Here is a 24,332-nt window from a genome sequence, read left to right as displayed (position 1 = left end):
CCTTATAACAACACGTTAGCTAACTATTCCAAAATTCTTATAAAATCTTCAAAAGCTACATAGTAAGGTTGATCTTTAAATATTGGGCTTTCTACACTTTCTGCATTGGCAATACCTACACCTGCAAACCAAACTTTAGCATTTTGTTTTTTTGCATGATTTTTAAAGGTTTCCATCCAAATAGCATCATAATCATTTGGGTTTTGTAAATTATTCGTAGCTTTTACCAAAACAAAAATGGTAGGTTCTCCTTTTTTAAAAAGTACAAACTGAGGATGTCTTTTTAACTTACTGTTAATAGCTTGAAACTCATACCCCATTTTGGTTAATTTCTCGCCTACTATATTCATTGCCAAATTATGCAACTCTTGTTCGGTTAAAATCTGCATGATTTATTTCTTTTTATTCCTTCTATTGTAGTTCTTATCTCCTCTTGTTTTAGGCTTCTTGTATTTCTTCGCAATTTCTCTTCGGTAAGAACCGCCTAAATTTACTTTACTGTTCTTTTCACTCTTCTCATGAAAAGCAGGCCCAGGTACATATTCTAATGCTGTTCTGTTTTTAGACTGCTCTCTATCTTCTCTTGGGCGTTCATCTTCTGTCAATAATTTAGAAATCTCAACATCTTCTGGGAGCTCTAAAACAGGAATTGTATAATCCATTAAAGTCTCTATACTTTCTTTTGCTTTTTGTTCTTTTTCAGTTGAGAATAAAATGGTTTTTCCTGCTTTTTCTGCACGACCAGTTCTACCAATTCTATGCATATAATTTTCTGGAAAATCTGGTGTATCAAAATTAATAACGTGAGAAACTTCATCAAAATCCAAACCACGCGCCATCACATCTGTAGCCACTAATATTCGATTATTCCCTTCATCAAATTGCCTGATAGAACGAATTCTGTAATTCTGAGTTTTATTTGAGTGAATGACACAGGTTTCACTTCCAAATACTTCTTCTAAATGTTTAAACAACAAATCTGCACTTCTTTTAAACGCTACAAAAATCAAAACTTTAGAAAAGGTTTGTTTGTCGCTTAACAAATGATTCAATAAATTAACTTTGGTAAAAAAGTTGGGCACATTATAAGAAACTTGCTCAATATTATCTAAGGGAGTTCCACTAACCGCTACAGAAATCTTTCTCGGATTTTTAAAAAAATCGTAAATTAATGCATCTACATCTTGCGTCATGGTTGCAGAAAACAATACATTCTGACGTCTAGCAGGAATCACATCAAAAATATTCATCAACTGAAAACGGAAACCTAAATCTAACATTACATCTACTTCATCAATCACCAATTTCTGAATCGACTTTAATTTTAAAGCATTACTTAAAGCTAAATCATATAAACGTCCTGGAGTGGCTACAATAATATCTTGCCCTTGTAAAATAGCTTGTTTTTGAGTGTTGATGTTTGTACCACCGTAAACTCCTAAAACACGCGTATTAATGTATTTTGATAATTTTTCAATCTCGTCAACCACCTGAATTACCAATTCACGAGTTGGTACTAAAACCAAAACTCTTGGGTGTTGCTGTTTAGAAAACTTTAAATCTTGCAAAATTGGCATCATATAGGCAAAAGTTTTCCCTGTTCCAGTTTGTGCAATTCCCACAACATCTTTTCCAGATCTAACTACAGAAAATGCTTGTTGCTGAATAGGTGTTGGATTCAAAAAACCCAAGTCGTCAATTGCATATTGTAGCTGTTTAGAAATTTCTAAATCTTCAAAAGTCATTCTAAATAATTTTGTGCAAAGGTACAGCTAAAGTTTTGAGTTACGAATTTTGGGTTTTAAGTTTTAATTGAAACCTATTTAGTAGTTTTGCTATCGATTTTAATTGATTTTAATGATTACAGATACACATACACATTTATATTCTAGTCAGTTTGATGAAGATCAATCCGCAATGATACAACGCGCCAAAGATGCTGGGGTTTCTCGTTTTTTTATTCCAGCAATAGACGCTTCTTATACAGAAAGAATGATGAATTTAGAAGCGAATTACCCAAATGATGTGTTTTTAATGATGGGTTTACACCCAACATCGGTAAAAGAAAATTATTTAGAAGAATTAAGTCACGTAAAAAAATGGATTGATAAAAGAGATTTTTATGCCATTGGTGAAATTGGTATTGATTTGTATTGGGATACATCTTTTTTAAAACAGCAACAAGATGCATTTCGAACTCAAATACAATGGGCAAAAGAAAAAAAACTACCTATTGTAATACATTGCAGAGAGGCTTTTGATGAAATTTTTGAAGTCTTAGAAACAGAAAAAGGGGATGATTTGTTCGGAATTTTTCATTGTTTTACAGGCACAAAAGAACAAGCTGAACAAGCCATTTCTTACAATATGAAATTAGGAATTGGTGGTGTTGCTACTTTTAAAAATGGGAAGATTGATAAATTTCTGAATGAAATTGACATCAAACACATTGTTTTAGAAACCGATGCGCCTTATTTAGCACCAACTCCATATAGAGGCAAAAGAAACGAATCTGCTTACATTACCAATATTATTGATAAATTAGTAGATATTTATGGACTTTCATTTAAAGAAATTGCTAAAATTACCACACATAATTCTAAAACTATTTTTAATATTTAATGTTATGAGAAAAAACTTAACACTCTTAATTGTTCTTGTAATTACATTTACAATTAATTCTCAAGAATATCGAAAATATTGGAGTGATGGAAAATTAACTTGGAATGATTTTCAAGCAAAACCAACAAAAAATAGCACAATTAACTTAGCCTATGTTTTAATGTATAAAACAGATAAGAAAGTAATAGATGATATTACTTATTATGGTGTTTTTGCTGATGCTTATATAGACAAATCATTATCATTTGTTCATAATAACTTAAAAGACAAACATCAATTAAACTATAATCAAGTAATTTTTAATTTAATAGAAATTCATAAAAGAAAATTCCAAGAAACTATTTACAGAATAGATGATACATTTTCTATAAGCTCTTTATTAGGAGATGCTAAAAATCAGTTAGAACGTGAGATTTTAGATTTTCAAGAGGAAAGTAATTATGGAATTCAAAAAGATATTACAAAAAAATGGTTGTTAAAAACTACCCAGAAATTAACCAATAGTGCTTCTTTTAAAGTCCCAAACTTTAGAAAAAGTAGTTGGACTTACGGCATGTATAGTGGAATAGATTTTAGCGCCTATGGTAATACATACAATGAAATTTTTAACAATACTATTGCGCTAGGTCTTGGCTTTGAATTTTCATACAAAAAAGTATTTATGGGGTTAAACATGAGCTTTACAAACAGTAAATTAAATAAAGATTTAACTAACAACTCTTTTAAGGTTTCTAAAGGAGAAAAAAGTACAATTGGGTTATTAAATACGTATTTTGGATATCCTGTCTATGATGCCAAAAAGATTAGGGTTATGCCTTTTGTTGGTTATGGTGTTCGGTTTTTTGGAGAATCGGGAAATAAAGATAATAAGAAAGAAACCTCAGCTGGCACTTCCATATTTGGTTTTAATTTCGATTTTAAAAATAAAAAAACTGTAAATTTTACGCCCACTGTTTTTGGCTTAAGAGAAGAAGGTTATAGCTATTTTAGAGCTCGTATTTTTATGAGCAATTCTAATTTTAATCCAAATTTAAAAGGTTATACCCTTAACATAGGTTTATCTATTGGAATCGAAGGAAAACTATTATCTAAAAAATAATTGAACTTAGAAATTACATATTTACACATAGAATTCTTTGTTTTATTCTTACCATAAATAAAGTCCGATTAAAAATCGGACTTTATTACTCGAAATAATTTATACTGTTTTATTTTACTCCTTTTACATTTACTAGTAAATTTAAGTTTGTTTTAGAAGATACGTTTACACTATTTAAATTTATACCCAATGTACTTTCTACATCTAACATTCCCTTAAATTCTAATTCACCGTCTTGATCTTCATCAGTAAAAGAAGCAAACTTTATTTCATAATCACCTTCTTTTAAGAAACTTAGACTATAAGTTGAATTAGAAGAAACAACTGCACTAGTTTCTGCATTTGCAAATCTTACATTACTTGCTCCTTGTCCTCTTGTTTCAGCTTCTGTATATGCACCAACCTTGTATGCAAAGACTAAAATTTTATCTGATGTATTTTTAGAATCTGATACAGATCCAGAAACTGTACCAGCTTCATCATTGTTTACCAATCTTAATCCATTAGACAACTCAAAATCAGTTACAAAATCAAACTTATGGTTGTTATCATTAGAAGCAATTATTGTTTTTCTTAAGTCGAAATCAATGATAATTTCATTAGCGCTACTAGCTAATACTTCTACTCTATCAGCAATTTTAATTTCTTTTGTACTCGCCTCTAATTTATGTTTTACACCATCTGTTGTTTTAATGAATGATCCAGGAGAATTTCCATCTTCATCAAAATCGTAATCTAAAACTAAACTTACCTCAGACATAGATCCTACTTTTAGGTCTAAATCTCCTAATATTTCTTTTTTCCCATTTTGCAGAGTCATTAAATCGATGGTTGTCGTATTAAATCCTTCAACAGAGACTCCATTTACTTTAACATCTGTAATTGTAACAAAAGCTCCACTTACTTCGGCATTATCAATTGGTGCATCTGTAATAGACACTTTTGTGTTTCTTGTTTGTGTATCATCTGGTAAACTTTCTGCTTGTTCTGAACAAGATGCAAATGATACTAATACAGCTAACATTCCGATTTTAAAAATTGATTTTTTCATAATTATTGATTTTAAATTTATAATTCGTTCGTTTGTATATTGAGGTATTTATTTTGAATTTACCCTACCTAAAATTTAAAATAATTGTAAAATAATTTTTATTTAACTGATTTTCAAACTATTAAAAACAAATTGATTATAATTATTTTTTTTACAAAACATTATTTTGTTATATTTTTATAAAAGAAATAAAAACTATTGACTACAAAAACTACATACCACCAAACACCTTTAGGAATTGCAGAAATCGTTGGTGACGAAAATGGAATTCAATCGGTTTCTGTTCTAAATAATGATGCTATAGCAAATTCAATTCTATATCAAAAAACACCAGGCTGTTTGCAAGATTGTGTTAATCAATTAGAAGAATATTTTATTGGTAAAAGAAGAAGTTTTGATTTAACATTAAATCCTAAAGGAACCCCCTTTCAAAAAAAAGTTTGGGAAGCCTTATTAAATATTCCTTACGGAAAAACAAGAACCTATTTACAACAAAGTAAAGCTTTAGGTGATGTAAAAGCTATAAGAGCTGTAGCTTCTGCTAATGGTAAAAATCCAATTTGGATAATTGTTCCTTGCCATAGAGTTATTGGATCTGACGGTTCATTAACAGGTTATGCAGGCGGAATTTGGCGTAAAAAATGGTTATTGGCTCACGAAAATCCTGTAAAACAACAATCGCTTTTCTAAATTTTAACCATCATTCATAGATTAAAAAAGTTATTTTTACGTTAGTTACGTATAGTTTATCAATGTTAAAAAAATATCTTTTTTTTCTCTTTTTGATTGTTGGATTTTCAATTCAATCTCAAACCAAATCTAAAGATTTTAAGGTTAAAAAAATCTTGGTTAAAAAAGATACCATTCTATTAGATTCCGTAGCATTAAATCCTAAGATATTTAAAGTTTTTGATGCCTCTTTACAAATAATACCCAATACATCTTATACAATTGATTTTAGCAATGCGGTATTAATCCTCAGTGCTAAAAAACATAAAGAAATTACAGTTGAATATTTTAGACTTCCTGATTTTATTACCAAAGTATATACACCTTTTGATGAAAAATTGATACTCCCTAACGAAACCAATACCGGTAAATTGTATAGTTTAACTACCAATAAAAAAACTGCTGATATAAAATTATTTGAAGGTTTACAAACTCGTGGTTTTATTACAAGAGGACTTACTTCGGGAAACAATCAAAATGCTGTTACCAACTCGTCTTTAGATTTAGAAATCTCAGGAAAACTATCAAAAAATGTAACACTAAAAGCTAATATTTTTGACACTAATATTCCTATTCAACAAAATGGATATTCTCAAAACTTAAGCGATTTTGATCGTGTTTATGTAGAAATGTTTACAGACAACTGGCGGGTAAGAGCTGGTGATATATCACTTAAAAATGAAGAAAGTTATTTTATGCCAATAGGCAAACAAATTGCTGGCTTACGAGTTGAGGCCAACGTTAATAAAAATTTAAAAGTGGCTGCTTCTGGAGCTGTTGTTCGTGGTAAATTTAATACTTACTATGTTAATGGTAAAGAAGGAAATCAAGGTCCATATAAAATTTTTGGAGTTAATAATGAACCTGCAATTTTAATTATAGAAGGTAGCGAAGTTGTATTTATAAATGGGGTTCCAATAGAAGAAGGAGAAGATAAAGATTATACCATAAATTATAATTTAGCAGAAATTACATTTAATACAACTTTTCCTATTACAAATGATATGAGAATTGCGATTGATTTTCAATATGCAGATAGAAACTACACTCGATTTTTAACTTACGAAGAAGTCGAATATAAAAGTAATAAATGGAATATTAGTGGGTATTTTTACAGTGAAAACGATGCTAAAAACCAACCAATTCAACAAAGTTTAACAGATGCTCAAAAACAAATTTTAGCTGATGCTGGTGACAATACTGATGCAATGGTGACACCGAGTGCTTTTGTAGATGCTTTTGATGAAAACAAAGTTTTATATAAAAAAGTGATTAATGGAGTATTTGAAACTTTTGAATATTCTCAAAACCCAAATGATGAATTATACTTTGTAACTTTTACCAATGTTGGCCAAAATAGAGGTGATTATAATTTAGACAGAAGTACAGCTGTAGGTAATATTTTTGTCTATGCTGGTGTAAATCAAGGAAGTTACAATCCAATAATTCGTTTAACTGCTCCAAATAAATACCAAGCTTTTGTTTTTAAAACGAATTATGATTCTCAAAAAAAAACCAAAATTAATTTAGAAGTTGCTGTTAGTAACAATGATGCCAATTTATTTTCTGTTAAAGATGATGCTAATAATGTTGCACCTGCTATTAAAGTAGATTGGCAACAAATTTTGATAGATAAAAAATGGCAATTAAAAAGTACCATTTCTCACGAGTTTGTACAAAATAACTTTAATACAGAACAAGGTTGGGAAACTGTAGAATTTAACAGAGATTGGAATATTTTAACAAATAATGCCACAAAAAATTATTTTCAATCAGAAATATCTTTACAAAGTAAAAAAAACGATTTTGTTTTATACAGATTCAATCATTTAAATTATCCCAACACATTCAATGGGAATAAACACGAATTTCAATCTAAAATGATCCTAAAAAAAACCACATTTTATCTAAATGGAAGTTTTTTAGAGAATACTTCTACTTCAGAAGACAATTCCTTTTTTATTGCCAAGGCAAAAGCTGAGCATGATTTCAATAAAAAATGGTTGGGGGCATTTATCAATTTTGAAACTAATAGCAGGCAAAACATCAACACTAAAGAATTTATCAATACAAGTCATCGATTTAAAGAATATGAAGGGTATTTTGGTATTGGAGATACCACCAAAGTTTTTGCAAAACTCGGTTTCAATTATAGAAATAACGATAGTATAAAATCGAATGCTTTTACCGAAATCAACAATCGTAAAACGCTCTATTTGAATAGTAAATTGATTCAAAATAAAAAAACGAACCTGAGTCTTTATGCTAATTATAGATTGACAGAAAATCAATTTTCTGAAGATGAAAAAACTTTAAATTCCAAGGTAGTTTTCAACCAAAAACTATTTAAAAATTTTATAAACATAAATACTGTTTATGAAACTTCTTCTGGAAATGTTGCTCAACAAGAATATATTTATGTAAAAACAGAACCCGGTTTAGGATACTATACATGGATTGATTACAACAATAATGGAATTCAAGATTTTGATGAGTTCGAAATTGCAGAATTTCAAGACCAGGCATCGTATTTACGTTTACCAAAACCTAATTTGCGTTTTATTGCTACCCAAAGAGCCAAATTTACTCAATCATTAACCTTAAACCCAAGAGTTTGGACATATAAAAAAGGAATTCATAAAATACTTTCTAAGTTTTACAATCAGAGTTTTTTGAGTGTAGAAAACGAACAAAAAAGAATTGGAAATAGTTTTAATTTTAATCCTTTTAATTTTGATGAAAACAAATTAATTGGACTTAATTTTAATCTAAGAAATAGCCTATATTTTAATAGAGGTCTTCAAGATTACAGTGTAACATACACTTATGGAAAAAACAGAAATAAACAACAATTTTTAATTGGTAATCAAGAGAATAACCTGCAATTACATCAAATAGATTTTGCGCACAAATTTAAAACCTTTTGGTTATTTGAGTTGATTGGAAAAGTATCTGAAAACGATTTACAAACTGAAAATTTTAATAATAGAAACTATCTTATAAAAACAAATGAAATACAACCAAAAATAAGTTTCTTATACAATCAAAACAATCGCTTTACAGCCTTTTATCACTTAAAAAACAAAAAAAATAAGTTGCAAGATTTTGAAACATTGAGTCAACAAAAATTTGGAGTAGAATATTTTTATATCAGTAAAAATAAAAATCAAATTTCTGCTAATGCAAATGTATTTTTAAATGATTTTAATGGAAACACAAATTCTCCTGTTGCATATCAAATGTTAGAAGGGTTGCAATCGGGTAAAAACTACACTTGGAACGTTCTTTTCAATCAAAAATTAAGCAATTTTTTGAATTTGAATTTAAGTTATCTGGGGAGAAAAAGTGAAAATTCAAAAACAATTCATACAGGAAGCGTGCAATTAAAAGCTATTTTTTAGTTTATTGGCTTGTTTTTTGATAGGTTTGTATCAACAACTCAAAAAAAAATGAAAAAAATGAAAAAAACAGCATTTTTAATTTTGATATTTATTAGTTCATGTATTTACGCTCAAGAAAAGGAAGGAAAACCTCTACAAGATATTAACAAAAAACATGAGGTTAAAATTAATGCACTTACTTTACTTGCTGCAAAATGGCTAGATGTATCTTACGAAAAATTAATTGATGAAGAATCTTCTTTAGGAGTATCTGCCACTTTAAATACAGACACCGCTGAGACAGATTTAAACTTTGCTCTGACACCTTATTATCGACGCTATTTTTCTGGTAAATTTGCTAGAGGTTTTTTTGTTGAAGGTTTTGGTGCTTTATTCTCTAGAAGAGATAGTGATTTTCTTTTTAATTCTAAAAATGAATCTTTCGAAACTGGTTTTGCTTTGGGGGTTTCTGTTGGAGGTAAATTCGTTTCTAAAAAAGGGTTTACAACAGAATTACTTTTAGGAGTTGGAAGAAATTTGATAAAATCTGATTATGATGAACCATTTGGTAGAATTGCAATTTCTGTTGGATATAGGTTTTGATGAAGCCTCAAAAAATCACTATTTTTATCAAATAATTTTGTGTAAAGGTATACGTTATCAATAAAAAATAATATTATGAAAAAAATACTTTTGGCTTTTGGACTTTTAATAAGCTCTCTAAGTTATTCCCAACAAGAAATAAAATTAGATATTGGAGATGCTTTGGTAATAAGAAGTTTAGAGTTTTCTTATGAAAGTTACCTTTCTGATGAATCTTCTTTTGGTTTATCTGCCCTTTTTAATTTAGCAAAACAAGATGTTTCATTTCGATACAATGAAAACATTATGATAACACCTTATTATCGTCATTATTTTACATCCGATTACAAGTGGAACTTTTTTGGAGAAGGTTTTATAGGAATCAATGCTGGAAAATCAGAATCTGTAAAAAATTCTGGGAACTTCAATAAAAAATATACTGATGGCGCCTTAGGTATCGCTATTGGAACTAAATATGTTTCTGATGGTGGCTTAGTTATTGATATTTATGGAGGGGTAGGAAGAAATTTATTTGGAACAGATTCTCCTATTTTAGTACCTAGATTAGGTTTAAATGTTGGATGGAGATTTTAAAATAAACTTTACGCAAAAATAAAAAATCCGTTAGAAATAAATTCTAACGGATTTTTTTGTTTAATAATGCTGTAAAAATTACATTTTCTGTAACCAAGTTTTTATAGCTACCTCAGCTTTAATAATTTCTCTTAAATCAGCAATTGCAACTCTTTTTTGCTCCATAGTATCTCTATGTCTAATTGTTACACAATTATCTTCTAAAGTGTTATGATCTACTGTAATACAAAATGGAGTTCCTGCTGCATCTTGTCTTCTATAACGTTTACCAACTGCATCCTTTTCATCATAAAAAACGTTGAAATCCCATTTTAAATCGTCCATAATTTTACGGGCAACTTCTGGCAAACCATCTTTTTTAACCAAAGGTAAAACTGCTGCTTTAAAAGGTGCTAATACTGCTGGTAATTTTAAAACTGTTCTTGTAGTTCCATTATCTAAAGTTTCTTCTTGTAAAGAATTTGAGAAAACAGCCAAAAACATTCTGTCTAAACCAATAGAAGTTTCTACCACATATGGCACGTAACTTTTATTTTCTTCATGATCGAAATATTGTAATTTCTTACCAGAATATTCTTCATGTGCTTTTAAATCGAAGTCTGTTCTTGAGTGAATTCCTTCTAATTCTTTAAATCCGAAAGGAAAATTAAACTCAATATCTGCTGCTGCATCTGCATAGTGTGCTAATTTATCATGGTCATGAAAACGATAATTTTCTTCTCCCATTCCTAAAGAAAGGTGCCATTTTAAACGCGTTTCTTTCCATGCTTCATACCACTCTTTTTGAGTTCCTGGTTTTACAAAAAACTGCATTTCCATTTGCTCAAACTCACGCATTCTAAAAATAAATTGTCTTGCAACAATTTCATTTCTAAAGGCTTTACCTGTTTGTGCAATTCCGAAGGGAATTTTCATACGTCCAGTTTTCTGAACATTTAAAAAGTTTACAAAAATACCTTGGGCAGTTTCTGGTCTTAAATAAACCTGAGTAGAACTTTCTGCAGAAGCACCAATTTGAGTTCCAAACATTAGATTAAATTGCTTTACTTCTGTCCAGTTTTTAGAACCTGTTAAAGGATCTGCAATCTCTAATTCTTCTATTAACAATTTAACATCTGCTAAATCTTCATTCTCTAAAGATTTACCCATTCTCGCTAAAATTGTATTGATTTTTTCTTGGTAACCTGAAACTCTACCGTTTGTAGAAAGGAATTCCTCTTTATTAAAAGCATCTCCAAAACGTTTTGCTGCTTTTGTAACTTCTTTATTTATTTTACCTTCTATTTTGGCACAATAATCTTCAATTAAAACATCTGCTCTATAACGCTTCTTTGAATCTTTATTATCAATTAATGGATCATTAAAAGCATCTACGTGACCAGATGCTTTCCAAGTGGTTGGATGCATTAAAATTGCAGCATCTATACCTACAATATTTTCATGCATTTGCACCATTGCTTTCCACCAATACTCTCTAATATTTTTCTTTAACTCAACTCCGTTTTGAGCATAATCATAAACCGCACTTAAACCATCATAAATTTCAGAAGACTGAAATACATAACCATACTCTTTTGCGTGCGATAACACTTTTTTAAACTGATCTTCTTGTTTTGCCATAATGAGCGCAAAGATAAACGTTTGCATAAATTTTTCAATAAAAAAATGAATCAAGTTTATCGATTGATTTCTAATTCTTGGATATTTATATTTTTACTTATCTTTAATCAGAATTGCTAAGAAAAATATGAAAATTTTTAAAAACCTTTTTAAGATATTTTATCCTGAACTCTGCATAAATTGTGATACAAATTTATTACAAAACGAAGATTTTCTGTGTACATTTTGCAGACATGACTTACCTCTAACTAACTTTATTGATTTCGAAAACAATAAAGTAAAAAGAATTTTTGATGGAAGAGTATCTATTGATAAAGCAAATTCCTTATTTTACTTTAGAAAAGAGGGAATTACACAAAAGTTAATTCATCAACTTAAATATAAAGAAAATGAAAAAGTAGGGGTTTTCTTTGGAGATTGGCAAGGAGAGATTTTAAAAGAAACTAAAGAGTTTAACCATATAGATATTATCATTCCTGTTCCTCTTCATCCCATAAAATTAAAAAAAAGAGGTTATAATCAAGTTTCTAAATACGGTTACCGATTAAGTTATTATTTAAATAAACCTTTTGTACAAGATGTTTTAATAAGAATATCTACTTCTAAAACACAAACCTTTAAATCTAGATTTGAACGTTTTAATAATAATGAAACTAAGTTTTTATTAAAAAACACGAAAACTTTAGCTTACAAAAACATACTGTTAATCGATGATGTAGTTACCACAGGTGCAACATTAGAAGCCTGTATCAAAGAATTACAAAAAAGCAAAGGAATAAAAATTAGTATTTTAACTATGGCCTACACCGAGTAAAATTTATGATTTTTAAATCAAAAATATATTGTTAATTTGTAGAAAATTTACTTTTTGTGAAACCATTTTTTAGATTTCTTTTTTTAAGCGTTATTATTGTAGTATTTTCCAATTGCGCAAGAACTGGAAGACCAGAAGGAGGACCAAAAGATGAAGAAGCTCCTCTTTTTGTTACCTCTAAACCTCCATATGAATCTATCAATTTTGATAAAAAAGAAATAAAACTTTATTTTAATGAATTTATTAAATTAAAAGATCTAAACAAACAATTAATTGTATCTCCTCCTCTAAAAAACCCACTTGTAATTTCTCCTCAGGGATCTGCTAGTAAATTTTTAAATATCGAGATTTTAGATACACTAAAAAAAAATACCACTTATATTTTTAATTTTGGTAATGCTGTTGAAGATAATAATGAAAGTAATACTCTTGAAGGCTTTAAATATGTATTTTCAACTGGGACTTATATAGATTCTCTTGAAACTAAAGGAAGTATTAAAGATGCTTACAATAAAGAAACTCCAAGAAATGTAAATGTGTTGTTATACAGAATAGATAGTAATTATAACGATTCTATTATATATAAGAAGAAACCAAACTATGTAACAAATACATCAGACACTACACTTTTCAATTTTACCAACCTAAGAAAAGGAAAATACTTTATGTTTGCTTTAAAAGAAAGTTCTAGTGACTATCTTTTTGATCCAAAAATTGATAAAATAGGTTTTTTAAAAGACACTATAAACCTACCTCAAGACAGTATTGTAAGCAAACCTATAATACTTTTTAAAGAAACTCAAGCGTATAAATTTAGAAAAGCAAAAGAAGTTTCTAAAGGAAAAATATTATTTGGTTTTAATGGTAAAAGAACAGATTTTAAAGTAAAACTATTATCTAAAGTTCCTGAAAAATACAGAAGTATTTCAAAAGTAGAGATTAACAGAGATACTTTAAATTATTGGTTTACTCCTATAGAAGTAGATTCTTTAAATTTTATAGTATCTAATAATGAATTTATAGATACAGTAACAGTTAAACTCAGAAAGAAAAAAATTGATTCTCTATCAATTAGTTCTTCGATTAAAAATACACTGCACTTAAGAGATACTTTTTTCTTAACCTATAACAACCCTATTGTTAAAATTGATACCAGCAAAATTTCATTAACTGATAAGGATACAATTGCTGTACCTTTTAAAACAATAGTTTCTGAAAAAGAAAACAAATTGGCTTTACTTTTTGAAAAAAAACCTCAACAAAAATATAAACTTAAGATTTTACCTAATGCAATTTTTGACATTTATGCTTGTAAAAATGATACCCTTAAATTTAATTTTAGAACCAAAGAAATTGAAGATTACGGGAGAATTACTTTAAATGTTTTAAATCCAAATTCTGAAAATTTAATCGTTGAATTACTTAAGAAATCTAATAAAGAATTATTAGTTAAAAGAAGATTTGTAAAAGGTAATGCTACTCTTGTTTTCGATTTACTGAGACCTCAGAAATATATAATAAGAGCAATTATAGATAAGAATAATAATAATAAATGGGATACTGGTAATTACCTAAAAAAAGAAGCTCCAGAAAAAATAATTTACTTTCCAGAAGAACTAGAATTAAGAGCTAATTACTATTTAAATGAGGTCTTTAACATTAAAAATTAACTCTTTTTTTTGTTGGTAAACTAATTTTACCATATATTTGACCAAATACTTTAAGACCCCTAATCTTGAAAACCCCTATAACAATTCTTTTTGTAATTGTTTTTATTCTAGATTTACAGGCTCAACATTTTACCCATGACATTGGTGCTTTTGTTGGTTCTACTAGTTTACAAAGCGATTACGGACAAAGAGGAAATTTTGCAAGCGATTGGAGCAACAATGGAACAACATATTCCATTGCACACTACCTTAGTTTTTACAATAAAACTTTGCGTTGGGACCCCAACAATGTACTTCACAACCATTTAATGGTTAAATCTGAAATACACTACATTAGTAATACAGAACTACTTCATCATGGAAAATGGGCGAAAAAAAAATCTGCAGCTGGAGTTAAACTAAAGTCCATGAAAGGCTCACTAAGAATGTTAAGCCTTGGAGTAAATTTAGAGTATTTTCTAAATCCATTAGAAGAGTTTGTTTACCCATATTCAGAAATGTATTTTAATCCTTTTCTAACTTTTGGTATAAAATACTCTAGTTATACAACTGGTTTAAGTTCTGATTTAGGTGATTGGCAGCAAGATATAAACATTCTTCCCCAAAAGTACACGTTAGAAAATGCACTAGAAATTGGCTCAAATCAAGCTTTTTCAGTTCAATTAGGACTTGGTACAAGGTTTAAATTAGCTCCTAAAATCGATTTAGTTACTCAATTTGCTTATCAATACTTCTTTTCTGATACTATTGATGGTTTACAAGCAAGTGTAATAGAAAATAAAAATAATGATTGGTTACTCAATATACAATTTGGACTAGTTTACCATCTTAACTTTAGTACTCCATTGTTATATTAACCCAAAAAAAGCATTTGAATAATCCCCTAATTTAATTATTCAAATACAAAAAAAGAGTGCCGATTGGCACTCTTTTTTTTATGTATTTAATGCGAATTCTAAATCAGCAAGTAAATCTTCTATATCTTCAATACCAACACTTAAGCGAATTAAAGAATCTGTTATACCAACTTTTAGGCGTTCTTTTTCGGGTATAGATCCATGAGACATTGTTACTGGATGATTTACCAAACTTTCTACGCCTCCTAAAGATTCAGCCAAAGTAAAAATTTGCGTGTTTTCTAGAAATTGAAACGCCACTTCTTTGCTTTGATCTTTTAATCGAAAAGAAACCATACCACCAAAATCTTTCATTTGTTTTGTGGCTACTTCGTGATTTGGATGATCTTTAAACCCGGGATAATAGACTTCACCAACTTTTGGATGGTTTTTTAAAAATTTAGCGACAGCTTTACCATTTTCGCAATGACGTTGCATTCTAATGTGTAGCGTTTTTATACCTCTTAAGGCTAAAAAAGAATCCATAGGTGCAGCAATTGCCCCTGCAGCAAATTGAATAAAATGTATTTCTTTGGCTAATTTTTCATCTTTTACCATTAATGCACCCATTAACAAATCTGAATGTCCGCCTAAATATTTTGTAGCAGAATGCATAACTATATCCGCACCTAAATCTAATGGTTTCTGCAAATAAGGAGTTGCAAACGTATTATCTACAGCAACTATGATATTAGAATTAACCTCTTTTACTGATGATGAAATCGATTCGATATCTGCAATTTTCATTAACGGATTTGTAGGAGTTTCTATCCAAATTAATTTTGTTTTTTGAGTAATTGCATCAGATACATTCTTAACATCATCCATATCTACATAAGAAAACTCTAATCCGTATTTTTGGAATAGTTGTGTAAACATTCTATACGTTCCTCCATACAAATCATCTCCTGCAATCACCTCATCTCCTGGTTTTAATAAGCGTAAAACACAATCTATAGCAGCCATTCCTGAGGCAAATGCAAAACCGTGAGTTCCGTTTTCTATGGCTGCAAAACTATTTTCTAAAGCAGTTCTTGTTGGGTTTGTACCTCTTCCGTAAGCATAACCTTTATGATTTCCTGGACTAGATTGCGCAAATGTTGATGTTAAAAAAACGGGTGGCATTACAGAACCTGTTGCTTCTTCTGGCTTTTGACCTCCGTGAATGGTTTTTGTATTGAATTTCATTTTTTTAGTTTTCTTATAGTTAGCAAACAAGTTTAGCCCAGATTGAGCGGTTTGTCTAAGCTCTTTTTGAGTTACTGAAATAAAAATATATTTTTATTGAAAGTATCAAAAAAGCGAGTAGCGAAAGCTGGAAAAAGCTTCTATAAAAACTTTTTAATAGACCTTATAATTCCGTAGTGAATCCCTTCGTGAAAATTGTTAAAAGGAATCGCATTTTCTATGGAAGTCAACACAAAACCTGTGCTTGTAGGATATTCTTGATAATTCTCGAAAATACCCGCTTCGAAGTCTTCTTGTAAAGCATTTGGCAACCCAACTAACAATTCTTTTACTTCTTCAAACTCTTCTGCTGTAAAAGTTTTTGTTGGTGAAGTTCCTTTTCTGTGTTCCTCAATTAAATCGTCTGGACACAAAGGGCTTAAGCCTGATAATTTATAGTGCAACAATTGCTGAGTAACTACTAAATGGGCAACATTCCAAGCAATATTGTTTTTAAATCCGGTTGGAATTTTATGAATTTGCTCTATAGTTAAACCTTCTAACTCTTTTATAACGAGTTCACGAGATTTTCTTAAAACATCGAATTGATTCTTCATTTTTTATATCATTATTTATTTAAATTCTTCTTCAAATGAATCATCCCACTTAAAAGCATTTATAATCCATCCTTTGTTATTCTTATAATAAGTAAATATTAAACGAATTGCACTATTTGTATATTGAATAATATAGGTTTCTCTAATTGCAATATCTGAAATAGTTTCATTTTTAACTTTTAAAAAGTTTATAGATTTACCAAATCTACTTTCGATAATATTTATATATTTTATTGTTTTTTCTTCTAAAGATTCCAATTCGTTACTGGGTAAAGGCCAATAAGGCTTTAATTCATTAAAAGCTAAAGTGATTTTGTTTTCTTTAAATAAATTTGCAACTCTTTTTGATATTTTTTGAGTTTCAGAAACATTTTTTAAATTTTCAGTTTGAGCAGAAAAGCCATAACTTGATAATAAAAAAGCTAATAGAATAATTATTTGTCTCATAGCATTCACTTGTTTTTTTATATGTAATTTTGATAGTGTAAATATAATTTATTAAAAATGAAGAAAGTCTATTTTTTACAAACTTGTGACACTTGCAGAAGAATTTTAAAAGAGGTAAATACAGAGAGTTTTGAGCGACAAGAAATAAAGGCAAATAATATTACTGTTGCTCAGTTGGAAGAAATGTATGTGCTTTCTGGGAGTTATGAAGCGTTATTTAACAAACGTGCAAAACTCTACAAGGCAATGGATTTGAAAAATCAGGAATTATCTGAAGCAGATTATAGACAATATTTGCTAGATGAATATACTTTTTTAAAGCGTCCTGTATTTATTATTAACGATGAAATTTTTATTGGAAATAGTAAGAAAGAAGTAGAAAAAGTAAAAGAGAAGATTGGTTAAATCTTCTCTTTTATTTTATTAATCTGTGGTGATATTAATATTGGAATTTGACATCATTTCTGCTAGTTCGTCTGTTGTTAAATTTGTTTTTAATCCGAATAAAACTAACTTATCATCATCGCTATTTGCTTTTAAAATAATTTCTTTTACAATATCGTTTTTCTTCAAAATATAAAACGATGCTTTGCCATCATCACCTTTAAAACGTACCATTGTTTTTAACTTATACTTTCTTATGTATCTTTTAAAATCTTTAGATACAGAGGCATCTTCATTATTAAACACCATTAATTTAAAATCTCCTGATTTTTTTAATAGTTTTTGCAAGTCTTCATTATCATCATCACTTAAAAAAGAACCTGCAAAAGACGCTGATAAATTCAATGAAAAAGCTGACTTCTCTTTGTGGGTTTTATAAAATTTCTTAAAAGTAGTTTCTTGTGCTACAGCGCTTACCATAAAAAGTGCGCATATTACTGTTACTAATTGTCTCATAATATTTGGTTTTCCTTTCAGACGATTATGAAAACAAATTGTTACAATTTGGTTTAAAAACTCATTGTAATTCCTAAACCTGTTCCTTTTAAATTTAGGTTAAACTCTGGTTTAAAATGATAAGCACTAGAAGAAATTTCGTTATTGTATAAATTTACAGCTTTTTTGGAGTGTTTATTATAGGCAGAGTTTAATGGAATTGCAGCCACTATTAAACCTGCTCCAACTGCTGCTAACTCCCATTTTGCATCTCCACCTCCAATTGATGTTCCTATTGGAAATCCTACTAAAAAACCTCCTGCTCCTCCTAAAACTGTAGCCCAAGTATTATTAGTTTTGGCTTTTTTTATGGCTGATAAAGCTTTCTCATTACCTTTCATTAAATCTGTTAATTGTTTTGCATTCAACCTTTTTCCATCTTGCATATACATATTGGTTCCAAAAGATTTTTTCATTTCAATTTTTTGAGCATTTATATTAGAAAATGCTACTAAACATAAAATAATTGTAAAGAATAATTTTTTCATTTTTTAATTTGTTTTAGGGTTTTTATTAAGATTTATATACTTTTATTAAACCTTCTGCTTCTTTTTGGGCACTCCAATTTTCAAGAATTTCTGCTCTTGCTTCTTGTCCTAAAAGTGGAATTTGATTGGTGATTGATTTTTCTAATAAATCTTCTAATTCAGAAATATTACCAACTTCAAATAAATAGCCATTTTTTTGGTGAGTGATTAATTCTGAATGCACTCCAACATTTTTTGTAGCAATAACAGAACATTCACAAGCCATAGCTTCTGCTGTTACTAAAGAAAATCCTTCTGAAAAACTAGGAACCAATGCAATCTTTGATGCTTGATAATAAGAAACAATATCTGAAGTTTCATCTATAAAATACACTTGGTTTTCTATTTGATATTTCTTTGCAATCGTTTTTAATTCTTCTAGAAAATCAGGTTTATCTACTTTTCCAACAATTACCAAAGCCCAATTTTCATGATTTTTTAGCACTTTTGCAGCTTCTAACAAGATTACTTGTCCTTTGGGTTTTCTTACTCTTCCTGCACAAAGAATTATATTCTCTTGTGAGATATTAGAAAGTTTTTTAGAATTACTGGGTTTGAATTTCTCGATATCAATTCCGTGACCAACAACAGTATTTTCTATCCCTAAATTGTCACTCATGCTTTTTATAAGCGTAACAACTTTATCGGCTTTTTTTAGCAGTTTCATCGTTAAACCAGAAGGAACCGTTTCTGCGTGACGTGTAGCAATCAACTTAAATTTAGCGCCTAAAAAACGCAAAAACAACATTCTCATTATCTCGTTATTTCGATGACAATGCACAACAACTTCTCGATTGGAAAACAATAGTTTTTTTAATTCAGAAAAAGAAATTTTCTTTCCTTCTACATTATAACCGTAGATATAAGTTTCGTATTTATCCTCAAAAAAAGGTAGTACGTTTTCTATACTTCTGGTTACTCCTGTTCTGCGTCTGTGAAAATGAGTATGAATTAAAATAGGTTTCAATAATTGAAGTTTGAATATTAAGTAAATTTGCGTTCTACAATTTCCATAAAACGAGTTTCTAATTCTTCTTGATTAGACCAATCGTAATCTGGCTTTACCATTTTATCTATGAATTTTTTAGCTTCTTTTTCAGACGAATAAGTATTTAACTGAGAAACAACTCTATTAAAATCTTCTTGACTTCCATCAAACAAATTCTTTACAAAAGCAATTCTATCATTTAAACCAATTTGAATGTTGGTTGACAATTTATCATTTAAAGATTTTGCTGGCGCTGGAGCATCAAATAAATCGGCAATTTCATCCACAGGAATGGTGTCTTGCAATTCTTCTTCTAAAGTTGCCGTTTTTCTTTCTCCAACATCTTTTACATCATTCTTAAAAGACATTTCTGGTTGTTCTGGCTCAAACATTAGTGATTCTAATTCATCAAAAGGTTGCTCTATAATTTCTTCAACTTTAATTGCCACCTTTTCCTCAATTACCTTTTTAGGTTCTTCTGTAATTTCTTGAATTTCTTCTACCAATTGATGCACTACTTTTTCTTCATCCTTTTTTTCTTCAACAACTTCATCAATAATCTCTTTTAATTCCAGAGCTTTGTCAACTTTTGCAACTAATTCTTCTTTAGTTTCATCTAGATCAGGAGTTGTTGCTATGTATTCTTCAACAAAAGCTAATAAAGATAATTTCTCATAAATTTCTTTTGCCTTTTCTTTTAGTGCAAATACATCATCTTTATCTTTCATTTGTAAAATCTCGTGAGCAAGAGACATTAAATCGTTTTCTAATCTTTTGTGCATAAGTTGTAAGTTGATTTTATTTTTTACTCGTAAATATTCATAAATTTGCTAAAACTCAAAGTAACAGGAAATCTATAACTCTAACGCCTAAAATTACAAAATGTTTCTTGAAAATACCGTAAATCATACAGAACAATTTGGATGGATTGAAGTAATTTGTGGCTCAATGTTTTCTGGTAAAACAGAAGAACTGATTAGACGCCTAAAACGCGCACAATTTGCCAAACAACGTGTAGAGATTTTTAAACCTGCGGTTGATGTTCGTTATGATGATGAGGAAGTGGTTTCTCATAATGACAATAGAATTCGCTCAACTCCTGTTCCTGTTTCTTCAAATATTAGATTATTAGCCAATGATGTTGATGTAGTTGGCATTGATGAAGCGCAATTTTTTGATGATGAAATTGTTGCTGTTTGTAACGATTTGGCAAATAGAGGAATTCGTGTAATTGTTGCTGGTTTAGATATGGATTTTAAAGGAAATCCTTTTGGCCCAATGCCAGCTTTAATGGCAACTGCAGAATATGTAACAAAAGTGCACGCAGTTTGTACCCACACAGGAAATTTAGCACATTACAGTTTTAGAAAGGCACAAAATGATGATTTGGTTTTATTAGGCGAAACACAAGAATACGAACCTTTAAGTAGAGCAGCTTATTACAAAGCAGTAAGAAATCAGAAAGAAGAAAAAAATTCCCAAAAAGAAAGTTCTGCAAATGAATAATCACGTTACGGTTTTAGAGATAGATGGAAATGCGTTACAACATAACCTAGAGTATTTCAAAAAAAAGCTACAACCTGAAACCAAAATTTTGGCTGTGGTAAAAGCTTTTGGATATGGTTCTGATGGAGTTCAAATAGCTCAATTTTTAGCAGATAAGGTAGATTATTTTGCTGTTGCTTATGCAGTTGAAGGAATTGCCTTGAGAGAAGCAGGTATTAAAACGCCTATATTGGTTTTGCATCCGCAAACACCAAACCTAAAATCTATTATAGATTATAAACTAGAACCTAATTTATACAATTTTAAAATTTTTAATGCTTTTTTAAAACTGGCAGATGAAATTCCGTTGATGAATTATCCTATTCATATAAAATTCAATACTGGGTTAAATAGATTAGGATTTTGGCATACAGATATTCCTAAAATTATTACTAGTTTAAAAGAAACAAATCACGTTAAAGTACAATCTTTATTTTCTCATTTAGCTGCAAGTGAAGATGTTGAAGAACAAGATTTTACCGTTAATCAAATTAACAACTTTGCTTACACCGCGCAACAGTTCTACAAACATTTAGGTTATGAACCTATGTTGCATATTTTAAATACTTCTGGTGTAGTAAATTATGCCAAAGCACAATTTGATATGGTGAGAGTTGGTATAGGTTTATATGGTTTTGGAAACGATGAAAAAGAAACTGCTCAACTTAAAAACACACATAATTTAAAATCGATTATTTCTCAAATTCATTTGATAGAACCAGGAGAAACTGTGGGTTACAATAGAGCTTTTGTAGCCAAAAAACCTACAAAATCTGCTACAATTCCTGTTGGTCACGCAGATGGTTTGTCTAGAAAATTAGGAAATAAAAAAGGTTTTGTAATCATCAACAATCAAAAAGCAAAAATTATTGGTAATGTTTGCATGGATATGATTATGGTTGATGTTACTAAAATTGATTGTAAAGAAGGTGATGAAGTTATCATTTTTAACTCTCAAGACATGCTTCAACATATTGCTGATGTTTCTGAAACTATTGTTTATGAAACCTTAACTGCCATTTCGCAACGAGTATCAAAAATTTTAAAACAAGGAAAAGACTAAACTTTTCTATTTTGAAAAAAAAGAACCTTTAAAAGCCTAAATTATACTTCTCATCGAATAAAAAACACCAAAAAAAACATTTTTTATATCTTAGCATAGATAAACTAATTAAAAACAACAAATAATGGGAATGCTTAAAGAATTCAAAGACTTTGCAATGAAGGGGAACCTTGTAGACATTGCAGTAGGTTTTGTTATGGGTGCAGCTTTTAAACAAGTTGTAACTTCTTTTACCGGAGGAATTGTTTCTCCTTTAATCGGATTATTATTCGATACCGACTTTAAAAGCCTTAAATGGATTGTTAAAGAAGGTGTTGCAGATGCAGCAGGAAAAGTTTCGGGAGAAGTCGCAGTTTTATACGGAGATTTCTTAACCAATGTAATCGACTTTATTATTGTTGCTTTTGTAATGTTCTTAATTGTAAAAGGTGTTAATGCCACTAAAAAGAAAGAAGAACCTAAACCAGAAGCTCCAAAAGGACCAAGTCAAGAAGATTTATTAGCAGAAATAAGAGACTTATTAGCTAATAAAAAATAAATTTCACAATTTATATCTTTCCAAATCCCAAGCAATAGCTTGGGATTTTTTTTTATTTCTATACTTTTTTAAATTAAAAATGTAACCTTTTTGTAAATTGATGGTTTTAAGAATAGAAACTAACCAAAATCAACCTTGAAACATTTAACTGACGAGGAACTCATGTTGCAAATTGCCAATGGCAAATTAGAATTGTTATCAATTCTGTTTGATAGGTACAATGTGCGTATTTATAACTTTTTCAACAAAATGATTCAAAATAAAATGGTTAGTGAAGATTTAACTCAAGATGTTTTCTTAAAAGTAATTAAGTACAAAACGTCTTACAAAAACGGAAATTTTGCTGCTTGGATATATACAATTGCTCGCAATATATTTTCAACTCATTATCAAAAAACAAAAAAAGAACGTTCTAATGTTATTGATGATGATAAATTGGAAGCCAATGAAACTTTAGTTTCTGAGAGTAGGCAAGAAGAGTTAGATCATTTACAGAAAGCATTGTTAAAACTTTCTAATTCTGATAGAGAATTGATTGTAATGCATCGTTTTCAAGAAATTAAATACGAGCAAATAGCTCAAATTGTAGGCAGCAATGAAAATGCCGTAAAAGTAAAAGTGCATAGAGCTCTTAAGAAATTAAAAGACATCTATTTTCAAACAACAGTATGATGAAATGTAACGAAATACAGGAAAACTTATCACAATTCATAGAAGATGATTTATCAGAAGTTGTAAATTCTGATGTAAAAAAACACTTATCTACTTGTAATGCTTGTCAAAAAGAATTCGAGGAAATCATCTCTTTTTTATCAGCTTTTGATACTAAAGAAATGGAAATTCCTTCATCTAATTTAAAAGCAAGTTTTGAAGAAATGCTGGCGCAAGAAATTGAAAACAGCAAACCAAAAGTTGTACAATTACAGCCAAAACAAGACTGGAAATCGTTTTTAAAAATAGCTGCAAGTATCGCTATAGTAATTAGTGCTTTTCTGTTTGGAAAACATCAATCTGACATTACCAAAATTGCGAATATAAAAGAAGAAAACAAACAAGAAGTGTTAGCTATGTTAGAAAACAATTCTGCAAGTAAGCGAATTTTAGCAGTTACCAACGCAGAGGAATTTACACAAGAAGACACCAAAATTATTGAAGCTTTAATCAACAGATTATTTTTTGATAAAAATACAAATGTACGTTTGGCTGCTGCAGAAGTTTTGTCTAAATTTTCATCAAGAGAGATGGTTCGAGAAGCTTTAATAAAATCACTAGCAACCGAGAAAAACTCATCTGTACAAATAGAGTTAATTCACATTTTGGCAAAAATTCAAGAAAAAAGAGCTATCAAACCTATGGAAAAAATGCTATCAAACGAAGAAACACCTGAGTTTGTAAAACAAGAAATACAAATTAATTTACCCACATTATTATAAAAGAAACATCT

Annotated in this window: 26 protein-coding genes; 15 read left to right on the top strand and 11 right to left on the bottom strand. The window is 29.4% G+C overall.

All coding sequences use genetic code 11. The features are described 5' to 3' along the window. Window positions 1-23 precede the first annotated feature (23 nt). Entirely contained in the window at window positions 24-389 is a 366-nt protein-coding gene (locus DIS07_RS06955) for a Na(+)-translocating NADH-quinone reductase subunit F (protein ID WP_109404492.1), read from the bottom strand. A 3-nt stretch (window positions 390-392) separates the two neighbouring features. Continuing rightward, window positions 393-1,745, bottom strand: coding sequence for a DEAD/DEAH box helicase (locus DIS07_RS06950; protein ID WP_109404491.1), 1,353 nt, complete (start codon window positions 1,743-1,745; stop codon window positions 393-395). Window positions 1,746-1,857: 112 nt separating this feature from the next. Here DIS07_RS06950 and DIS07_RS06945 point away from each other — a divergent pair, with 112 nt between their 5' ends. Then, window positions 1,858-2,622 (top strand): TatD family hydrolase, encoded by a 765-nt coding sequence (locus DIS07_RS06945; RefSeq protein WP_109404490.1) that lies wholly within the window; start codon window positions 1,858-1,860, stop codon window positions 2,620-2,622. Window positions 2,623-2,626: 4 nt separating this feature from the next. Continuing rightward, entirely contained in the window at window positions 2,627-3,721 is a 1,095-nt protein-coding gene (locus tag DIS07_RS06940; protein ID WP_146190715.1) for a hypothetical protein, read from the top strand. Between the two features lie 109 nt (window positions 3,722-3,830). Here DIS07_RS06940 and DIS07_RS06935 read toward each other — a convergent pair whose 3' ends face one another. Further along, a complete protein-coding gene (locus DIS07_RS06935; RefSeq protein WP_109404488.1) occupies window positions 3,831-4,772 on the bottom strand; it encodes a DUF4382 domain-containing protein in 942 nt (313 codons plus the stop codon). Window positions 4,773-4,970: 198 nt separating this feature from the next. Between DIS07_RS06935 and DIS07_RS06930 the strand changes: the two genes are divergently transcribed. The 4 genes from DIS07_RS06930 (at window position 4,971) to DIS07_RS06915 (ending at window position 10,057) form a co-directional block, all read left to right on the top strand. After that, on the top strand, window positions 4,971-5,462 hold the full coding sequence (locus DIS07_RS06930; protein ID WP_109404487.1) for a methylated-DNA--[protein]-cysteine S-methyltransferase: 492 nt from the start codon (window positions 4,971-4,973) through the stop codon (window positions 5,460-5,462). A 62-nt stretch (window positions 5,463-5,524) separates the two neighbouring features. Then, a complete protein-coding gene (locus DIS07_RS06925; protein ID WP_109404486.1) occupies window positions 5,525-8,902 on the top strand; it encodes a hypothetical protein in 3,378 nt (1,125 codons plus the stop codon). Between the two features lie 57 nt (window positions 8,903-8,959). Next, window positions 8,960-9,484 (top strand): DUF3575 domain-containing protein, encoded by a 525-nt coding sequence (locus DIS07_RS06920; protein ID WP_109404578.1) that lies wholly within the window; start codon window positions 8,960-8,962, stop codon window positions 9,482-9,484. A gap of 75 nt (window positions 9,485-9,559) precedes the next feature. After that, window positions 9,560-10,057, top strand: coding sequence for a DUF3575 domain-containing protein (locus DIS07_RS06915; protein WP_109404485.1), 498 nt, complete (start codon window positions 9,560-9,562; stop codon window positions 10,055-10,057). Window positions 10,058-10,135: 78 nt separating this feature from the next. Here DIS07_RS06915 and DIS07_RS06910 read toward each other — a convergent pair whose 3' ends face one another. Next, a complete protein-coding gene (locus tag DIS07_RS06910) occupies window positions 10,136-11,677 on the bottom strand; it encodes a glycine--tRNA ligase (RefSeq protein WP_109404484.1) in 1,542 nt (513 codons plus the stop codon). A gap of 127 nt (window positions 11,678-11,804) precedes the next feature. Between DIS07_RS06910 and DIS07_RS06905 the strand changes: the two genes are divergently transcribed. The 3 genes from DIS07_RS06905 (at window position 11,805) to DIS07_RS06895 (ending at window position 15,018) form a co-directional block, all read left to right on the top strand. Further along, window positions 11,805-12,491 carry a ComF family protein gene (locus DIS07_RS06905; RefSeq protein ID WP_109404483.1) on the top strand — a complete coding sequence of 229 codons (687 nt, stop codon included), beginning with the start codon at window positions 11,805-11,807 and terminating at the stop codon, window positions 12,489-12,491. A gap of 56 nt (window positions 12,492-12,547) precedes the next feature. Continuing rightward, a complete protein-coding gene (locus tag DIS07_RS06900; protein ID WP_109404482.1) occupies window positions 12,548-14,161 on the top strand; it encodes an Ig-like domain-containing protein in 1,614 nt (537 codons plus the stop codon). Between the two features lie 65 nt (window positions 14,162-14,226). Beyond that, a complete protein-coding gene (locus DIS07_RS06895) occupies window positions 14,227-15,018 on the top strand; it encodes a THC0290_0291 family protein (RefSeq protein WP_109404481.1) in 792 nt (263 codons plus the stop codon). 78 nt (window positions 15,019-15,096) lie between these two features. Here the strand turns inward: DIS07_RS06895 and DIS07_RS06890 are convergent, their stop codons facing one another. The 3 genes from DIS07_RS06890 to DIS07_RS06880 all read right to left on the bottom strand — a co-directional run bounded on the left by DIS07_RS06890 (window position 15,097) and on the right by DIS07_RS06880 (window position 17,288). Then, complete coding sequence (locus tag DIS07_RS06890; RefSeq protein WP_262503125.1) at window positions 15,097-16,275, bottom strand: cystathionine gamma-synthase; 1,179 nt, start codon at window positions 16,273-16,275, stop codon at window positions 15,097-15,099. A 110-nt stretch (window positions 16,276-16,385) separates the two neighbouring features. Further along, window positions 16,386-16,841: a DinB family protein gene (locus DIS07_RS06885; protein ID WP_109404479.1), complete on the bottom strand. Its 456-nt coding sequence runs from the start codon at window positions 16,839-16,841 to the stop codon at window positions 16,386-16,388. A 15-nt stretch (window positions 16,842-16,856) separates the two neighbouring features. After that, window positions 16,857-17,288, bottom strand: coding sequence for a hypothetical protein (locus DIS07_RS06880; protein ID WP_109404577.1), 432 nt, complete (start codon window positions 17,286-17,288; stop codon window positions 16,857-16,859). Between the two features lie 57 nt (window positions 17,289-17,345). Between DIS07_RS06880 and DIS07_RS06875 the strand changes: the two genes are divergently transcribed. After that, window positions 17,346-17,693, top strand: a complete 348-nt coding sequence (locus DIS07_RS06875; protein WP_109404478.1) for an arsenate reductase family protein — start codon at window positions 17,346-17,348, stop codon at window positions 17,691-17,693. A gap of 18 nt (window positions 17,694-17,711) precedes the next feature. Here the strand turns inward: DIS07_RS06875 and DIS07_RS06870 are convergent, their stop codons facing one another. The 4 genes from DIS07_RS06870 to DIS07_RS06855 are packed head-to-tail and all read right to left on the bottom strand — an operon-like array spanning window position 17,712 to window position 20,524. Beyond that, complete coding sequence (locus DIS07_RS06870; RefSeq protein WP_109404477.1) at window positions 17,712-18,188, bottom strand: DUF4252 domain-containing protein; 477 nt, start codon at window positions 18,186-18,188, stop codon at window positions 17,712-17,714. A 53-nt stretch (window positions 18,189-18,241) separates the two neighbouring features. Continuing rightward, window positions 18,242-18,715 (bottom strand): hypothetical protein, encoded by a 474-nt coding sequence (locus DIS07_RS06865; protein ID WP_109404476.1) that lies wholly within the window; start codon window positions 18,713-18,715, stop codon window positions 18,242-18,244. Window positions 18,716-18,740: 25 nt separating this feature from the next. Then, complete coding sequence (locus DIS07_RS06860; RefSeq protein ID WP_109404475.1) at window positions 18,741-19,721, bottom strand: glycosyltransferase family 4 protein; 981 nt, start codon at window positions 19,719-19,721, stop codon at window positions 18,741-18,743. Window positions 19,722-19,738: 17 nt separating this feature from the next. Further along, a complete protein-coding gene (locus DIS07_RS06855) occupies window positions 19,739-20,524 on the bottom strand; it encodes a hypothetical protein (RefSeq protein WP_109404474.1) in 786 nt (261 codons plus the stop codon). A gap of 100 nt (window positions 20,525-20,624) precedes the next feature. Here DIS07_RS06855 and DIS07_RS06850 point away from each other — a divergent pair, with 100 nt between their 5' ends. From DIS07_RS06850 to DIS07_RS06830, 5 genes are all read left to right on the top strand, one after another. After that, window positions 20,625-21,248 carry a thymidine kinase gene (locus DIS07_RS06850; RefSeq protein ID WP_109404473.1) on the top strand — a complete coding sequence of 208 codons (624 nt, stop codon included), beginning with the start codon at window positions 20,625-20,627 and terminating at the stop codon, window positions 21,246-21,248. Then, window positions 21,241-22,350 carry an alanine racemase gene (gene alr, locus DIS07_RS06845; RefSeq protein WP_109404472.1) on the top strand — a complete coding sequence of 370 codons (1,110 nt, stop codon included), beginning with the start codon at window positions 21,241-21,243 and terminating at the stop codon, window positions 22,348-22,350. The genes DIS07_RS06850 and alr overlap by 8 nt, the downstream gene beginning before the upstream one ends. A gap of 130 nt (window positions 22,351-22,480) precedes the next feature. Next, window positions 22,481-22,888 (top strand): large conductance mechanosensitive channel protein MscL, encoded by a 408-nt coding sequence (mscL, locus tag DIS07_RS06840; protein WP_109404576.1) that lies wholly within the window; start codon window positions 22,481-22,483, stop codon window positions 22,886-22,888. A gap of 135 nt (window positions 22,889-23,023) precedes the next feature. Continuing rightward, window positions 23,024-23,560: an RNA polymerase sigma factor gene (locus DIS07_RS06835; protein ID WP_146190714.1), complete on the top strand. Its 537-nt coding sequence runs from the start codon at window positions 23,024-23,026 to the stop codon at window positions 23,558-23,560. Beyond that, complete coding sequence (locus DIS07_RS06830; protein ID WP_181374555.1) at window positions 23,560-24,321, top strand: HEAT repeat domain-containing protein; 762 nt, start codon at window positions 23,560-23,562, stop codon at window positions 24,319-24,321. Before DIS07_RS06835 ends, DIS07_RS06830 begins: the two co-directional genes overlap by 1 nt. Window positions 24,322-24,332: the final 11 nt, after the last annotated feature.

The sequence above is a fragment of the Polaribacter aquimarinus genome (assembly GCF_003129485.1).
GTDB classification, from domain to species: domain Bacteria; phylum Bacteroidota; class Bacteroidia; order Flavobacteriales; family Flavobacteriaceae; genus Polaribacter; species Polaribacter aquimarinus.
Note: the sequence above shows the minus strand (reverse complement) of the source record. Positions and strands in the feature narration are given on the sequence as shown.

Bases quoted from the DNA above. Each gene is read 5' to 3' on its own strand.
- DIS07_RS06865 (WP_109404476.1), bottom strand. From the start codon at position 18,715: ATGAAAAAATTATTCTTTACAATTATTTTATGTTTAGTAGCATTTTCT.
- DIS07_RS06950 (WP_109404491.1), bottom strand. From the start codon at position 1,745: ATGACTTTTGAAGATTTAGAAATTTCTAAACAGCTACAATATGCAATT.
- DIS07_RS06850 (WP_109404473.1), top strand. From the start codon at position 20,625: ATGTTTCTTGAAAATACCGTAAATCATACAGAACAATTTGGATGGATT.
- alr (WP_109404472.1), top strand. From the start codon at position 21,241: ATGAATAATCACGTTACGGTTTTAGAGATAGATGGAAATGCGTTACAA.
- DIS07_RS06925 (WP_109404486.1), top strand. From the start codon at position 5,525: ATGTTAAAAAAATATCTTTTTTTTCTCTTTTTGATTGTTGGATTTTCA.
- DIS07_RS06955 (WP_109404492.1), bottom strand. From the start codon at position 389: ATGCAGATTTTAACCGAACAAGAGTTGCATAATTTGGCAATGAATATA.
- DIS07_RS06940 (WP_146190715.1), top strand. From the start codon at position 2,627: ATGAGAAAAAACTTAACACTCTTAATTGTTCTTGTAATTACATTTACA.
- DIS07_RS06920 (WP_109404578.1), top strand. From the start codon at position 8,960: ATGAAAAAAACAGCATTTTTAATTTTGATATTTATTAGTTCATGTATT.
- DIS07_RS06915 (WP_109404485.1), top strand. From the start codon at position 9,560: ATGAAAAAAATACTTTTGGCTTTTGGACTTTTAATAAGCTCTCTAAGT.
- DIS07_RS06875 (WP_109404478.1), top strand. From the start codon at position 17,346: ATGAAGAAAGTCTATTTTTTACAAACTTGTGACACTTGCAGAAGAATT.
- DIS07_RS06910 (WP_109404484.1), bottom strand. From the start codon at position 11,677: ATGGCAAAACAAGAAGATCAGTTTAAAAAAGTGTTATCGCACGCAAAA.
- DIS07_RS06935 (WP_109404488.1), bottom strand. From the start codon at position 4,772: ATGAAAAAATCAATTTTTAAAATCGGAATGTTAGCTGTATTAGTATCA.
- DIS07_RS06905 (WP_109404483.1), top strand. From the start codon at position 11,805: ATGAAAATTTTTAAAAACCTTTTTAAGATATTTTATCCTGAACTCTGC.
- DIS07_RS06870 (WP_109404477.1), bottom strand. From the start codon at position 18,188: ATGAGACAATTAGTAACAGTAATATGCGCACTTTTTATGGTAAGCGCT.
- mscL (WP_109404576.1), top strand. From the start codon at position 22,481: ATGCTTAAAGAATTCAAAGACTTTGCAATGAAGGGGAACCTTGTAGAC.
- DIS07_RS06880 (WP_109404577.1), bottom strand. From the start codon at position 17,288: ATGAGACAAATAATTATTCTATTAGCTTTTTTATTATCAAGTTATGGC.
- DIS07_RS06830 (WP_181374555.1), top strand. From the start codon at position 23,560: ATGAAATGTAACGAAATACAGGAAAACTTATCACAATTCATAGAAGAT.
- DIS07_RS06945 (WP_109404490.1), top strand. From the start codon at position 1,858: ATGATTACAGATACACATACACATTTATATTCTAGTCAGTTTGATGAA.
- DIS07_RS06885 (WP_109404479.1), bottom strand. From the start codon at position 16,841: ATGAAGAATCAATTCGATGTTTTAAGAAAATCTCGTGAACTCGTTATA.
- DIS07_RS06855 (WP_109404474.1), bottom strand. From the start codon at position 20,524: ATGCACAAAAGATTAGAAAACGATTTAATGTCTCTTGCTCACGAGATT.